Raw genomic sequence first — 13199 nt, forward strand, 5'->3', positions numbered from 1 at the left:
TGTTTTAGGGGGTTTTCGCCGCGCCGCCAAGCTTGTATCAATATCTTATGTTGAACACTGTCATAACTGGCCAAGCCACTGAAAAAACACCTTTTTTAATCGTGCACGGCCTGTTTGGGTCTGCGCGCAATTGGGGGGTGATTGCGAAACGGATGTCGCAAGACCGTCAAGTGATTGCGGTTGATATGCGCAATCACGGCACAAGTTTTTGCGCCGATTCAATGACTTATGCGGATATGGCTGGCGATTTGGCCGAGGTTTTACGCGTGCACGGCGCGCCGAATGGCACCCATGTTTTGGGGCATTCCATGGGCGGCAAGGCGTCGATGATGTTGGCGCTGTCCCATCCTGATCTGGTTAAGTCATTGATTGTGGCGGATATTTCACCGGTTACCTATGAGCATACCAACAAGCCGTTGATCGATGCGATGCAGGCTTTGGATCTGTCGAAGGTTGAGAAACGGTCCGACGCAGATGCGCTTTTGGCGGCGGATATTCCTGACGCAGGTGTGCGGGCGTTTTTGCTTCAAAGCCTTGTTGTTAAAGACAAAAATTGGTTGCTGAACTTGCAAGTTTTGGCGAACGAGATGCCCAAAATCGTTGGTTGGCCAGATGATTTGGGTGGTGACGTGACTGGTGCTTTCGACAAAGACACGTTCTTTTTGTCGGGGGCTAACAGCGATTACGTGTTGCGCGACCACCGCGCAGCGACGAAGTCGTTGTTTCCAAAGGCAAAATTTGCCTCACTGCCCGACACAGGCCATTGGTTGCACGCGGAAAAACCACGTGAATTTGAAGCGGCATTGACCGCTTGGCTGTCGCGCTACGACGACTAGAACCTCAAACCTCACGCAGGCGCGCTACGCACGCTGTGCTGAGAGTTCTTTTAAAGTTTTGCACGACATTAAGGCACAAGGTTGCAAAAGTTTAACGCTTTTGCCCCTGCCCGCTTTACATGTTTTCAAGATTTTTAAGGGGATTTTCGCCATGGACTATATCACCGTCAAAACCACCGACTTTCGCCCGCGCCTGACCGAGCTGTTGGACAAGGTGGAATCGGGCGAGGCGCAGGTGATCGTGAAACGCTATGGGCGCGCACGGGCAGCACTGATCAGCTTTGACGATCTGTTTCGCATTTGGGACGCCGTGGCCGAAGAAATAGACGGCCCGAGGGATCCCAAAACCGGCCTGTACGCTAGTGCAGAGCACCCCGAGATCAAACAAGAACTGGCGGCGATCAAAGCCGACAAAGACGCCTACCGCGCGTTGGGGCAAGACAAGCGCTGGAGTGGGTTCTGGGCTTGGGTGAAATCGCTGCACGACGGGCCGTGATCACATCGCCTCGACGATTTTCTTGGTCACAATCCACGTCACAGGAATGGCCGCGACAAAGCCTATGGCGGCGGCGATCAGGATGGGGTTCAGGGTGTCATTGCCCGTGACCACAGCGATGATGATGCCGATACCCATCAGGGTGGTGGATGAGCGGGGGCCTTTTGGCACCTAAAGTGCCGAAAGGTAAAACGCTGTAAGACAGCGTTTTAGCCGCGAACGGGTTTGCGCGAGCAAACACGTCCCCAGTCGAGGTTTAGCGTTAGGTTATACCGTGGTCCAAAAACGACGTACTTAGCTATGCGCAGTTTACTCTCTAAGTTCATGCCCAATTTTAAATGCAATCGAAGTTCGTTTTATCATCAAGATTAGAGTAAGAAAAAAATGCGCAACAACAAAAGTCATGACTGCTCCTTCAATGGAACTCCTGATAGGCAAGACCTCCAAAATTAAGAAAGCTAACAACGAACAGGTTGCAATCAAAATTAGATATGAAGTGTTTGCGTTAACCTGTTTGAAAAACGCTTTTTGTCTTTTAAATTTTTTCAATCGTTTCTCGTGTAAAATTTCATCATTAACCCTGCAAGGCCGTCTGGGCATTAATGAGTAAAGAGCTATTTGAGAACTAAAAAGAAGAGCTGCAAAGATCGAAAAAATCGCGACGAGAATTGAAGTCAATCCTGAGGGCATGGGTAAATTTGAGAAATATGCGACTGCGGCGAACACAAGGGGTAACCCGACAAAAGTAAGGCAGTCGGCCAAGGAAACCTTACCTGAGCGATCATCTGTTAACGTCGCAAAATGCTCAACGACAATACTTGCGATATTAATTTTATTCATAGCTGGCTAAGCCATAATGTCTTTAAGTACATTTTTGGTTTCCTCATGAATTGAGTCAAACTTCGGATGCCCAGTCAAATCGCAATCGACATGTTCGGTTATGTCAATCTTACCAGAGTTTTTTGAAACTCCTAGGATAACAACTCTTCTAATTTTCCCACCAATTTTTACCGAAGCAGTAGCTTCGCTGTAGCTATCATTATTTATTTCGATTTGATCATCACTTGTACGCCCAAAAAGCTTTTGCTTAACTTGAGAAAACGTCCCTAAATTTTCTTTAGGTTGTGATTTCAAAGTATAGCCAACATCGAAAACTTGGTTTTCAAATATCGCATTGGAAGCGGCATCCGATGACACCTCCCTCTGGACGAAACTCAATGTCGTGACCGGGGCGTTACCAAAGGTTTTAGTATCTGCCAAACTTATGGGATTTTGATCAACTACATGCCTATCGCTCAGCATGCGCACAGACTTAGATAATGCATCTTGGACCTTGTTTACGCATGATCGAAGTCCAATTGTTTGTATTGCCAAAAAAGCTTGATCACCCGAGTCCGGAACCCAAAAATGATAGTAAATTGGAATTACATCTAAGTCGGTAGCCTTCTTATCATACATTACATCACGCGTCTTGCCATCAACGATTGTCGATTCAAAACCCGAACTTCCGTATTTGATTAAGCCGTAAGTCGAAAACCCATCTGTTTTTTTATTTTCAAAATACCAAGGGCGTGGAATTATTGATCCCTCGATAGTCGGTGATGTATGTAGGTTAATCAATAGCTCGACCGCTCGTCTCAGAAGCTCACCCTCAGTCGAAGTTCCAAAAGGTACGATTCTGTGATTTTTCCCTTTGGTACGAAGCTTTAGACTGTAAACGTGTAATCCAACTGAAAAATCGGCCAAAACTCATCTCCCAAATTTAATCCTCCAGTGGCAATATGAGCCGGAGACATATCACATTAAGAACAGCAGACTGATTTGTTAAATGCTCACCAGTCCTGCTCGCCGTAAAATCCCCACCAACATGGCGAGGATTCCTTGAAGCGTCCAGCGCTAAACCTAAAAACCGTTCCAGTTCCAAAAGCCCCCACCGCTCTCGCACAGTTTTCTTTGAAAACTATGCTGCCACGATAGGGTCTTGCGCTGTTGTGCGGACCTGCGCTGTTCCGGTTCTTTAAAAGCGCCGTGCGCTCTCGCGTATTTTTCCTTGAAAAATAAGCTGCCACGCACAGCACTTTCGTCACGTTTTGGGCTGCGCCCAAAGACGTGACTTAATCATCCATTTTTAGTGCGTTAATAAACGCCTGCTGCGGGATTTCTACACGCCCGAATTGGCGCATCTTCTTTTTCCCTTTTTTCTGCTTCTCGAGCAGTTTCTTCTTACGCGTCGCATCACCGCCGTAACATTTGGCGGTCACGTCTTTGCGCAGGGCGGCTAGGGTCTCGCGGGCGATGACTTTGCCGCCGATGGCCGCCTGAATAGGGATTTTGAACATGTGACGCGGGATGAGCTCTTTGAGCTTTTCACACATGCCACGACCACGGGCGTCAGCGCGTTGGCGGTGGACCATGGTGGAGAGCGCATCCACGGGTTCGTCGTTGACGAGGATGGACATTTTGACCAGCTCGTCTTGTTGATAATTGGTCATGACGTAATCGAAAGAGGCGTAACCTTTTGTTACGGATTTTAGGCGATCATAGAAGTCGAACACCACCTCATTGAGCGGCAGATCGTAGACGACCATGGCGCGGGTGCCAGCGTATGTCAGATCGATTTGCGTGCCGCGACGGTCTTGGCACAGTTTCAGGACGTCGCCCAAGTATTCATCGGGCACCATGATGGTGGCTTTGATGCGCGGCTCTTCGATGTGATCCACGTAGGTCATGTCGGGCATGTCTGCGGGGTTGTGCATTTCGATCATCGTGCCGTCTTTCATGTGAACATGGTAGATCACGGAAGGCGCGGTGGTGATGAGATCGATGTCGTATTCGCGCTCTAGACGGTCGCGGATGACCTCGAGGTGCAACAGGCCAAGGAAGCCACAGCGAAAGCCAAAGCCCAGCGCGGCAGAGGTTTCCATTTCAGAGGAGAAAGACGCGTCATTGAGCGCCAGCTTTTCGATGGCGTTGCGCAGGTCTTCGAATTCGGCGCTGTCCACAGGAAACAGACCACAGAACACCACAGGCTGCGCAGGTTTAAAGCCCGGCAAGGCCTCGGCGCAGGGTTTCTTGTCATGGGTAATCGTATCGCCCACACGGGTGTCGCGCACCTGTTTGATCGAGGCCGTAAAGATGCCGATTTCGCCGGGGCCAAGTTCGGGGATGTCGACCATCTGCGGCTTGAGCACGGACAACTTGTCGACGCCGTATTGCGCGCCGGTTTGCATCATGCGGATTTTGTCGTGTTTTTTGATCGTGCCATCGATGACGCGGATCATCACCACAACGCCGAGATAGCTGTCGTACCAACTGTCCACCAGCATCGCTTTGAGCGGCGCATCGCGGTCGCCTTTGGGGGCGGGCAGACGGGTGACGATGGCTTCCAAAACCGCCGGAATGCCGATGCCTGTCTTGGCGGAAATTTCCAACGCTTCAGAGGCGTCGATGCCAATCACGTCCTCAATATTTTGACGCACGCGGTCGGGGTCTGCGGCTGGCAAATCGACCTTGTTCAACACAGGCACGATTTCGTGGTCCGCGTCCAGCGCGTGATAGACATTCGCCAAGGTCTGCGCCTCAACCCCTTGCGAGGCATCCACGACCAACAAAGACCCCTCGACCGCCTGCATAGAGCGCGACACTTCGTAGGCAAAATCCACGTGACCAGGGGTGTCGATCAGGTTGAGAATGTACAATTCGCCATCAAGCGCCTTGTATTCGATGCGCACAGAGTTGGCCTTGATGGTGATCCCCCGCTCGCGCTCGATGTCCATACTGTCCAACATCTGCGCCTTCATATCGCGGTCGGCAACCGTGTTGGTGGACTGGATCAGACGATCCGCCAAAGTCGATTTACCGTGGTCGATATGAGCAACAATGGAAAAGTTGCGGATGTTTTTAAGCTCGGTCATGTCAGGCCTTTAGCGCAAAATGAAGGACGTCAGATTTAGCTGATTTCTATGGGGGAAATAGGGGGGATTGGCAAGCCCTGATGGGGGGATCGCTCGAAATGTGGTTGCCGACTAATCGCCAACAACAACCTTATACTCGGTGTTGTGGAGACGAGCACGTATAACAGGAATATCGCCAGCACATGATCGTATACAATCTTCAATTTTATTTGGTGTGTTTTTGCCGACGATGATGCGAACCAGTTTCCATTTTATCAAATCTTGGAAACCGGTTTTCCCTTCAATATCCGAAAAACGATATTCCTGCTCAAACTTCCACTCCTCAGACTTATGCCCCAGAAGAATACCCCTTACAGATGTATCGAAAAATGCAGGCGGCACGTGGCGTTTTGTGCCATTTTTTTGTTCCAAATGAGCCGCCGAATGTTCAACAAATTCGTGTGACCGCACAATTGGTCTTTGTGAGAAATACTTAACCCTATCGGAAATGAAATTGACGGGCAGCTCGTTGTCAGTCACTTGAAACTCTAGCACAAAACCGCGATGACAGTCAGAATAGAGCCCCCACATGACCATTGAGGCCAAATCAAGATTAAAACAACAAATCGAACTCTTTCTAAATCGGTCCACCCATGACAAAGAGTTATCCTTGCACTCCTGCCAGTACATTTCGCGTTTTTTGGCTTTAGGCCAAGGTCGATTTTTCCAAAGTCTATTGTCGTATATTTTAGGCCCATACAACGAAGTGTTCATTCCATGGATTTTTTGGAATGCGGATATAGCTTCAGAAAACTCTTCATCGCTTGAATTTTCTATTACAAAATTCGAATCTAGCAGATCATTTTGAGAATCCAATTTTGAAAACCAAACCTTACCCAAAATGGCATTTTCAATCTCACCTTTGGCCCTATCAAAACCATCATTTGTCTCGTCATTTTTGATGGACCTAAACCGGTACAGCTTTTGGGGTTCGTCCAATTTAGTCATGAATACATCCTTGAAACTAAGCGTTCTTTGAAATGGCTAGTATATCCAGTTTATCGGCAACAATCACGCCGAAAACACGCACGCCCCACGTGACCGCACGGGTGGGGGCGGAACGCTCCCGCCTTGGGGCGGGCGGTCGCGTGTCGATGCCAAGGCATCGACGGGAAAAGGCACGATAGGTCAGAGAAACCCGCCCGTCACGCCAAAGGCGTGCATCTAACAAAGAGGACGGGAGCGTTTTACGCCCCCACCCGTGCGGTCGCGTGATGGCACTTACAATCAAGCGTTTTTCCTAGTCACATCAGAACATAGGCAAACCTCAGCTTGCAGTCGCTCAGCGTCAAAACTGGAAATTGAAATGCGCACAGCTTTCAGGCATACTGCCCCTATAGGTAAACCACACATCAGATCGCGCATAAGACGTGGCGGTGTTGGCGAAAGGCAGAGATATGAAAAAAACAATTCTAATACTGGCAGCATCCATCGCGTTTACAGGTCCAGCGATGATCCCAGCCAAGGCTTCGGCAAACGCAATTGAACGGGCCTGCAATGCCTCTGATCGCAAAGCGGCCAATCAGGCTTTATGCGGATGCATCCAGAAAGCCGCTGATTTGACACTGAAAAATTCAGACCAGCGCAAAGCGGCCAAGTTTTTCAAAGACCCCCACAAAGCGCAAGAGCTGCGCCAAGCGGACGGGCCATCGAACGAGACCTTTTGGATACGCTACAAGAATTTCGGCACCACCGCCGCCCAGCATTGTAGCAGCTAGGTGAGCGCGCTGTACGAGCCGCTTGGCACGCTCAAGCAAATCGGTCCCGAAATCTGGATCGCCGATGGCCCACCTGTGCAATTTTACGGCGTGGGCTTTCCCACCCGCATGACCGTGATCCGTATCGACAAAGGCACGCGCACTGTCGGCCTGTGGGTGCATTCGCCCATCGCGATTGATTCTGAGCTACAGATCGAATTGGAAGCGCTCGGTCCTGTGCGCTGGTTGATCGGGCCAAACCCGCTGCATTACGTGTCTTTGACCACATGGAAAAAGCGTTTTCCCGATGCAAATGTCTATGCCGCCCCAGGCGTGCAAGCGCGGGCGCAAGAGTACAACATCAAGGTGCCTCAGCACGAGGTTTTGACCGACGAGGCCCCATGGGATTGGGCCAGCGCGATCCGTCAACGCGTGGTGCACGGACATAAGTTTTTGCACGAAGTGGTGTTTTATCACGAGCTGTCAAGCACGTTGGTTTTGACCGATCTGATCGAGAACTTTGAGCCGCATAAAGTCGGCAAGTTTAAAGCCCTGCTGTTCAAACTCGCAGGCAACGCAGACCCTGACGGCAAAGCGCCGCTGGACATGCGCATGACGTTCAAGAACAAAAATAAAGCCCGCGCTGTGATCCAAGAGCTGATTTCTTGGGCGCCGGAGCGCGTGATCATTTCGCATGGGCGTTGGTACACCCAAGACGGCACGGCAGAGCTGAAACGCGCCTTTCGCTGGCTGGGGCTGCAAGATGCCGACGCGCAAGGCGAGGACAAAGACGCATGACTGGCGCGATCTTTATTCTATCAGGCGCAGGCCTGTCAGCGGAAAGCGGTTTACGCACCTTTCGCGCCGCAGACGGGCTGTGGGAAGATCACCGCGTCGAAGATGTGGCCACGCCCGAAGCGTTTCAGCGCGATCCTAAGCTGGTGCAACGGTTTTACAACGAGCGGCGCAGGCAAGCGGCTGAGGCCCAGCCGAATGCGGCACACAAGGCCTTGGCAAAGCTACAGAAAAACCATAACGCGCCTGTGTATTTGGTGACGCAGAATGTTGACGATCTGTTGGAACGCAGCGGTGCTGAACAGGTGATTCACATGCACGGCGCGGTAAAAGATGCGCTGTGCGCCGCCTGCGCGCATCGTTGGACGGCCCCGCGTGAGATGCAGGTGGCAGACCCCTGCCCGTCTTGCGGTCAGCCGAAAACGCGACCTGATATCGTTTGGTTTGGCGAAATCCCCTACCACATGGACGTGATCCAAGACGCAATCGAGGACAGCGATCTGTTCGTGTCGATCGGCACCTCTGGCACGGTCTATCCGGCTGCGGGCTTTGGCCAAATGGCGCGGCACTTGGGGATCAAGACGCTTGAGTTGAACTTAGAAGCCTCAAACGCCCCCTTTGACGTGCAACGCGAGGGTAAAGCCAGCGATATCGTGCCCGCTTGGGTGGATGAGATTTTGCGCGGATGATGGCGTGATGCTACGCACGATTGATCCGACCCTCGCACAGGTTGAGCTTACAGCCGCCCTGTAATGTTTATTGTCTCGATGTCTGCTATGTGGACTTTTCAGACATTGACCAATGTGAAATAAGCAGCTTATGCAAAGGACAATTAGATATCTTTCACACCCCCAAGTTTCTGTCGATCCAAGTACGCCAGTTCCTGAATGGTCACTCAATGAAGTCGGGAAAGCTCGCGTTGATGTGCTAGCGAAGTCGGGCGTTCTAGCCGACACGAAGCTCATAGTGAGTAGTGCAGAGACGAAGGCCATCGAAACCGCAACACCGCTGGTTTCTGCCATCGAGTGTGACTTCGAAATCCGTGAGAAGATGCACGAAAATGATCGAAGCGCGACTGGGTTCTTGCCGCCAGCTGAGTTCGAAACCGTTGCAGATCAATTCTTTGCGCAACCGACTAAGAGTGTAAGGGGTTGGGAAACCGCCCAAGAAGCCCAAACCCGAATTGTTGCCGAAGTCGAAGACAGCCTGCGCAAAAACCCGGTCGGAGACATTTTGTTTGTCGGACATGGCGGCGTTGGAACGCTATTGTTTTGCCACCTGTCCGGACGTGAGATAAGCCGTGAATATGACCAAGGGCCGGGTGGGGGCGGATGCATATTTGAGTTTTCTGATTTGCAGGATCGACCGAAAAAACGTTGGCAGACCATCGAAAGTTGGATTGAAGCAAGTGGTCGCTAACCGATGTAGTTATGGGCTCAAACCTGCCTTTCGCAGTGTGTTGTATGAATTCTTTTTTTGACACTGAGGCCGCCATAACGCTGACGCAAAACGGCGCCCCGAAGAGCGCCGCTGCGTAGAGTTTGATGGCTTAGAACAGCCTATTTTGCGTGGTCCATTTTATCCTTATCCATCGCCATAGCACCCTGCTCAGGCGTGCGCTCCAGATCGACAGGCACTGTTATGGTGATGTCGCCTGAGTTCTCAAACGTCAGCGTGACATCAAATGTCTCGCCTTGCACCATTGGCGCATTCAACCCCATGAACATCACGTGATCCGCACCGCGCTGCAAAGCATGCGCGCCCATGGCGGGCACGTCGAAGCCGTCGTCAACTTTGCGCATTTTCATAATGCCGTCTTCTTCGATATGGGTGTGCAACTCGACCACTTTGGCCACGTCAGATGTTGCCCCGATCAGGCGGTCTTCTTCGGCGCTGGTATTTTTGATCACGAAAAACGCGGCACCTGTTTTCGCCGACGGACCAGAGGAGCGCGCATAGGCGTCCTCAATTGTGATATCTGCCACAGCAGGCAGCGCGAAAAGAATAGCGGTGAAACCGCCCAGAAGTGTGGATTTAAGGGACATGGTGTCCTCCTAATATTTGAAATTATCTTTAGATATGAAGGCGATATTCAACCAACAGGAGGATCGCGCGCTGACGCACCAAACCCCATGAAGGGCGCGACTGGGGCAATATGAGGCGCGACATACACCTCAGAGATGATGACAAGGGGCAGCTGAGCCGTCTCATCTGCGGCTGCCACAGCCAATGATGCCAGCGCACAGTCGGGGCAAAAATGTGCTGCGCCCAAGGGCTGTCCATCCGCATCCATCAAAACCGTGACCGAGCCAGTGCCCAGACACAATACCATCTCGCCAGAGGCATCGCGGGCCATGCCACGCGCGGATGCCATCGCCCCAGAGGTGGCAATGATCACAGCGGCAAAGACAAAGGCCAGTATCGGTTTCAACAAACGCATGTCGCTTGATACCGCCTAAGGCGCGAGATTGAAAAGCGACATTTTGCAGCGTTTTGACCGGTAAGCCGATCTGCGCTTGGGGCGCTTGCCCCAATCTATGCGTGCGACACGCGCACATGGGAAAACCCCGCATGGAAAACCAGCGGGGTTTCAATCAGTCAAGACAGCCAAAAGAGGGCTTCCGAGAAGGCTTAAGCGGCGGCTTGAGCTTTCGCGATGTCTTTTTTGATTTTCAATGCAGATGCAGAGAGCTCTTCATCTTTGGCTTTCGCCAAAAACGCGTCAAAACCACCACGGTGATCGACGGAGCGCAGCGCAGCTGCAGAGATTTTCAGTTTAAAAGTGCGACCGAGAGCTTCCGACATCAGCGACACGTCGTTGAGGTTCGGAAGAAAACGGCGGCGTGTACGGTTTTTAGCGTGGCTGACATTGTTGCCAGACATTGGGCCTTTACCAGTCAATTCGCAGCGGCGTGCCATGGGTTCATCCTCGTTTAGGTACCAAGACGCGGCGCGTCCTAGAAATTGTTCGTCGTCTATATCATTCGCGCCCGTATGACGGTTTGGCGACAAAGGTGCAAGACCCCGCGTTCAAAAGCCGACAAATAAGACTGATTTCAATAGCCAAGGGCCTGTTCAAAAAAACGGAGCCCGAAATTCAGTTTCGGGTGAATAGGAGGAATCGAAAGAGTCGTCAAGACCTCGCACGCCCCTGCCCCCTTATCTTTAGTGCATTTAGACAGATTTTACGCGACAGAACTCTGCCGCCTCTGCGTATATAAAGGTGAACAGACATAAAAGGGATCCTCCATGACCTTCGCACGTATCACGACCACCGCCGCGATTCTTTCAACTCTCACCGCATTTGGCGCTCAGGCCGAGACCTTTTCAGCCGATGTTTGGGCCGACAATTGGTTTTCCATGTCCGTCAATGGCACCCAAGTGGCCGAAGATTCGGTCCCTATCACCACGGAGCGCTCGTTCAACGCCGAACAGTTTACGTTTGAGGCCACGCGCCCCTTCGTGATCGGCGTCACGGCCAAGGATTTCAAAGAAAACGACACAGGCCTAGAATACATCGGCACAGGCCGTCAGCAGATGGGCGACGGCGGCATCATTTTCCAGATCAAAGACGCGGGCGGTGACATCGTATCTGTGAGCGACGCCAGCTGGTCATGCTTGGTCACCCATATGGCGCCCCTGCAAAAGTCCTGCGCCTCCGAGGACAATCCCGTGGCCGGATCAGGCGCTTGCGGGTTTGAGACCACAGACACACCAACAGGTTGGGACACTGCAGATTTTGACGCCTCGGACTGGCAAGCGGCAACGGAATGGTCCGAAAGCGCTGTACGCCCCAAAGACGGCTATGAAGAGGTGACATGGGACGCGGCCGCGCAGTTGATTTGGGGGACGGATTTGGAAACAGACAACACTGTACTGTGCCGTGCTGTGATCAACTAAAGCTTGTTTTGAAGGGCGTTGAGGCAAGACATAGAGGCCATTTTTTGCCCCAAGACCTCAACGCCTGACAGATGTTTTACGCGACATCTGTCTCCATCGAGGCCACTGACACATTATATGTCGAAAAGGCTGTGTCGCGAATGGGCACAATATCTTGGTAAATCTGACTGCCAAACACCGCGTCCACGGCTTGCCGATTGGGGTATTCGACAATCATCACAGATTGCGCAGGCTTGCGCCCCACGACCACCTCTTGTACTGAAAAACGTTGAATAATTTTGGCACCCACAGCTTCAAGTAATGGTCCTGTTGCCGCAAGGTAGGTTGCCAACGCCATCGGTTGATCGTCGTTAATCGTAACCAGTGCAATAACTTTAACAGACATAAATTCTTCCCAATCTCAAAATACAACCCAATACCCACATTGCCGCACGGCCATGCCATCTATTTTCTGCGAACAAAACATAACAAGGATACGCTAAGGCAGCCATCCCTTTCAAGGCAAACCTTTCAACGCATCCAACACCGTTTGCGCTGCAAAACTGGCAGAAATTTCGCCTTCGGACACTTGCGCTGCATAACCTTTGATCGCTGATTTCAAAGGCTCGCGGTCCAGTTGCCCCAAAAGCCCATTGCGAATGTCTTGCACAAACCAATATTGCGCTTGATCTGCGCGGGTCTGGGCGTAATAGCCTTGCGTTTTACGCCACTCCACGAGGGCCTGCATATCATCCCAAGCCTCAGCCAAACCCGCGTCCTCAATCGCAGACACAGTCGCGGCCTTGGGAAACCCATCGGGGTCTTGTGGGCGGCGGCGCAGCAAATGCAAAGCGCCCGCATAATCGGCGCGGGTGCGCTGTGCGGCCGCCTTCAAATCGCCATCGGCTTTGTTGACCAAAATCAAATCGGCCATCTCCATGATGCCGCGTTTGACACCCTGCAACTCATCCCCGCCCGCAGGCGCCAGCAGCAGCAAAAACAGATCAGACATTTGCGCCACAACTGTTTCCGATTGCCCCACGCCCACCGTTTCAATCAGCACCACATCATAGCCCGCCGCCTCGCACAAAAGCGTCGCCTCACGCGTGCGCCGCGCCACACCGCCCAATTCCGTTTGCGACGGCGAGGGCCGGATAAAGGCATTTCTCTCCCGCGTCAGCAGCTCCATACGGGTTTTATCGCCCAAAATGGACCCGCCAGTGCGCGCAGACGACGGATCAACCGCCAAAACAGCGACCTTCAGCCCGCGGCCGACCAGCATCATGCCAAAGCTCTCGATGAACGTCGATTTCCCCACACCGGGCGTGCCGGACAGCCCAATGCGCAAAGCCTCGCGTTTGGACTTTTGCACCAATTCCATCAGCTCAAGCGCCTGCACACGGTGATCGTCGCGGCCACTTTCCACCAAAGTGATCGCCCGCGCCAAAGATCGTCTGTCGCCCGCCAAAAGATTTGCCGCTAGTTCTTGAATATCCATACCGAAGTCCAGCATCTCCTACGCAATTTTGCCGAGTGTGCCCTG

Annotated in this window: 17 protein-coding genes; 7 read left to right on the top strand and 10 right to left on the bottom strand. The window is 52.0% G+C overall.

Going from position 1 to position 13199, the window contains the following annotated elements:
* Positions 1 to 47 precede the first annotated feature (47 nt).
* Together WNY38_RS03135 and WNY38_RS03140 are read left to right on the top strand one after the other, a co-directional pair.
* On the top strand, positions 48 to 836 hold the full coding sequence (locus WNY38_RS03135) for an alpha/beta fold hydrolase (protein ID WP_342855868.1): 789 nt from the start codon (positions 48 to 50) through the stop codon (positions 834 to 836).
* Positions 837 to 987: 151 nt separating this feature from the next.
* Complete coding sequence (locus WNY38_RS03140; RefSeq protein ID WP_342855869.1) at positions 988 to 1332, top strand: type II toxin-antitoxin system Phd/YefM family antitoxin; 345 nt, start codon at positions 988 to 990, stop codon at positions 1330 to 1332.
* Here the strand turns inward: WNY38_RS03140 and WNY38_RS03145 are convergent, their stop codons facing one another.
* From WNY38_RS03145 to WNY38_RS03165, 5 genes are all read right to left on the bottom strand, one after another.
* Positions 1333 to 1470 (bottom strand): CTP synthetase, encoded by a 138-nt coding sequence (locus tag WNY38_RS03145; RefSeq protein WP_342856080.1) that lies wholly within the window; start codon positions 1468 to 1470, stop codon positions 1333 to 1335.
* 171 nt (positions 1471 to 1641) lie between these two features.
* Positions 1642 to 2172, bottom strand: coding sequence for a hypothetical protein (locus tag WNY38_RS03150; RefSeq protein ID WP_342855870.1), 531 nt, complete (start codon positions 2170 to 2172; stop codon positions 1642 to 1644).
* A gap of 6 nt (positions 2173 to 2178) precedes the next feature.
* Positions 2179 to 3078 (bottom strand): hypothetical protein, encoded by a 900-nt coding sequence (locus tag WNY38_RS03155; protein WP_342855871.1) that lies wholly within the window; start codon positions 3076 to 3078, stop codon positions 2179 to 2181.
* Positions 3079 to 3446: 368 nt separating this feature from the next.
* On the bottom strand, positions 3447 to 5246 hold the full coding sequence (gene lepA / locus WNY38_RS03160; RefSeq protein WP_342855872.1) for a translation elongation factor 4: 1800 nt from the start codon (positions 5244 to 5246) through the stop codon (positions 3447 to 3449).
* Positions 5247 to 5357: 111 nt separating this feature from the next.
* Positions 5358 to 6233, bottom strand: a complete 876-nt coding sequence (locus WNY38_RS03165; RefSeq protein WP_342855873.1) for a DUF2971 domain-containing protein — start codon at positions 6231 to 6233, stop codon at positions 5358 to 5360.
* Positions 6234 to 6682: 449 nt separating this feature from the next.
* On the opposite strand from WNY38_RS03165, the gene WNY38_RS03170 reads away from it, so the two are divergent.
* The 4 genes from WNY38_RS03170 to WNY38_RS03185 all read left to right on the top strand — a co-directional run bounded on the left by WNY38_RS03170 (position 6683) and on the right by WNY38_RS03185 (position 9196).
* Positions 6683 to 7003 carry a hypothetical protein gene (locus WNY38_RS03170; RefSeq protein WP_342855874.1) on the top strand — a complete coding sequence of 107 codons (321 nt, stop codon included), beginning with the start codon at positions 6683 to 6685 and terminating at the stop codon, positions 7001 to 7003.
* Positions 7004 to 7780, top strand: a complete 777-nt coding sequence (locus WNY38_RS03175; protein ID WP_342855875.1) for a DUF4336 domain-containing protein — start codon at positions 7004 to 7006, stop codon at positions 7778 to 7780.
* Positions 7777 to 8466, top strand: coding sequence for an NAD-dependent deacylase (locus WNY38_RS03180; protein ID WP_342855876.1), 690 nt, complete (start codon positions 7777 to 7779; stop codon positions 8464 to 8466). Before WNY38_RS03175 ends, WNY38_RS03180 begins: the two co-directional genes overlap by 4 nt.
* A 130-nt stretch (positions 8467 to 8596) precedes the next feature.
* Entirely contained in the window at positions 8597 to 9196 is a 600-nt protein-coding gene (locus tag WNY38_RS03185; protein WP_342855877.1) for a histidine phosphatase family protein, read from the top strand.
* A 140-nt stretch (positions 9197 to 9336) separates the two neighbouring features.
* Here the strand turns inward: WNY38_RS03185 and WNY38_RS03190 are convergent, their stop codons facing one another.
* The 3 genes from WNY38_RS03190 to rpmB form a co-directional block, all read right to left on the bottom strand.
* Positions 9337 to 9822, bottom strand: coding sequence for a copper chaperone PCu(A)C (locus WNY38_RS03190; protein WP_342855878.1), 486 nt, complete (start codon positions 9820 to 9822; stop codon positions 9337 to 9339).
* Between the two features lie 47 nt (positions 9823 to 9869).
* Positions 9870 to 10217: a hypothetical protein gene (locus WNY38_RS03195; protein ID WP_342855879.1), complete on the bottom strand. Its 348-nt coding sequence runs from the start codon at positions 10215 to 10217 to the stop codon at positions 9870 to 9872.
* Between the two features lie 191 nt (positions 10218 to 10408).
* Positions 10409 to 10696, bottom strand: a complete 288-nt coding sequence (rpmB, locus tag WNY38_RS03200; protein ID WP_342855880.1) for a 50S ribosomal protein L28 — start codon at positions 10694 to 10696, stop codon at positions 10409 to 10411.
* 330 nt (positions 10697 to 11026) lie between these two features.
* Between rpmB and WNY38_RS03205 the strand changes: the two genes are divergently transcribed.
* Complete coding sequence (locus WNY38_RS03205) at positions 11027 to 11677, top strand: PEBP family protein (RefSeq protein WP_342855881.1); 651 nt, start codon at positions 11027 to 11029, stop codon at positions 11675 to 11677.
* Positions 11678 to 11753: 76 nt separating this feature from the next.
* Here the strand turns inward: WNY38_RS03205 and WNY38_RS03210 are convergent, their stop codons facing one another.
* Complete coding sequence (locus WNY38_RS03210) at positions 11754 to 12062, bottom strand: DUF1330 domain-containing protein (RefSeq protein WP_342855882.1); 309 nt, start codon at positions 12060 to 12062, stop codon at positions 11754 to 11756.
* A 111-nt stretch (positions 12063 to 12173) separates the two neighbouring features.
* Positions 12174 to 13154, bottom strand: a complete 981-nt coding sequence (meaB, locus tag WNY38_RS03215) for a methylmalonyl Co-A mutase-associated GTPase MeaB (RefSeq protein ID WP_342855883.1) — start codon at positions 13152 to 13154, stop codon at positions 12174 to 12176.
* Positions 13155 to 13199: the final 45 nt, after the last annotated feature.

It is taken from the genome of Pacificibacter sp. AS14 (genome assembly GCF_038899935.1).
GTDB lineage: Bacteria > Pseudomonadota > Alphaproteobacteria > Rhodobacterales > Rhodobacteraceae > Celeribacter.

Bases quoted from the DNA above. Each gene is read 5' to 3' on its own strand.
- WNY38_RS03135 (WP_342855868.1), top strand. From the start codon at position 48: ATGTTGAACACTGTCATAACTGGCCAAGCCACTGAAAAAACACCTTTT.
- WNY38_RS03140 (WP_342855869.1), top strand. From the start codon at position 988: ATGGACTATATCACCGTCAAAACCACCGACTTTCGCCCGCGCCTGACC.
- WNY38_RS03145 (WP_342856080.1), bottom strand. From the start codon at position 1,470: ATGGGTATCGGCATCATCATCGCTGTGGTCACGGGCAATGACACCCTG.
- WNY38_RS03150 (WP_342855870.1), bottom strand. From the start codon at position 2,172: ATGAATAAAATTAATATCGCAAGTATTGTCGTTGAGCATTTTGCGACG.
- lepA (WP_342855872.1), bottom strand. From the start codon at position 5,246: ATGACCGAGCTTAAAAACATCCGCAACTTTTCCATTGTTGCTCATATC.
- WNY38_RS03165 (WP_342855873.1), bottom strand. From the start codon at position 6,233: ATGACTAAATTGGACGAACCCCAAAAGCTGTACCGGTTTAGGTCCATC.
- WNY38_RS03170 (WP_342855874.1), top strand. From the start codon at position 6,683: ATGAAAAAAACAATTCTAATACTGGCAGCATCCATCGCGTTTACAGGT.
- WNY38_RS03180 (WP_342855876.1), top strand. From the start codon at position 7,777: ATGACTGGCGCGATCTTTATTCTATCAGGCGCAGGCCTGTCAGCGGAA.
- WNY38_RS03185 (WP_342855877.1), top strand. From the start codon at position 8,597: ATGCAAAGGACAATTAGATATCTTTCACACCCCCAAGTTTCTGTCGAT.
- WNY38_RS03190 (WP_342855878.1), bottom strand. From the start codon at position 9,822: ATGTCCCTTAAATCCACACTTCTGGGCGGTTTCACCGCTATTCTTTTC.
- WNY38_RS03195 (WP_342855879.1), bottom strand. From the start codon at position 10,217: ATGCGTTTGTTGAAACCGATACTGGCCTTTGTCTTTGCCGCTGTGATC.
- rpmB (WP_342855880.1), bottom strand. From the start codon at position 10,696: ATGGCACGCCGCTGCGAATTGACTGGTAAAGGCCCAATGTCTGGCAAC.
- WNY38_RS03205 (WP_342855881.1), top strand. From the start codon at position 11,027: ATGACCTTCGCACGTATCACGACCACCGCCGCGATTCTTTCAACTCTC.
- WNY38_RS03210 (WP_342855882.1), bottom strand. From the start codon at position 12,062: ATGTCTGTTAAAGTTATTGCACTGGTTACGATTAACGACGATCAACCG.
- meaB (WP_342855883.1), bottom strand. From the start codon at position 13,154: ATGGATATTCAAGAACTAGCGGCAAATCTTTTGGCGGGCGACAGACGA.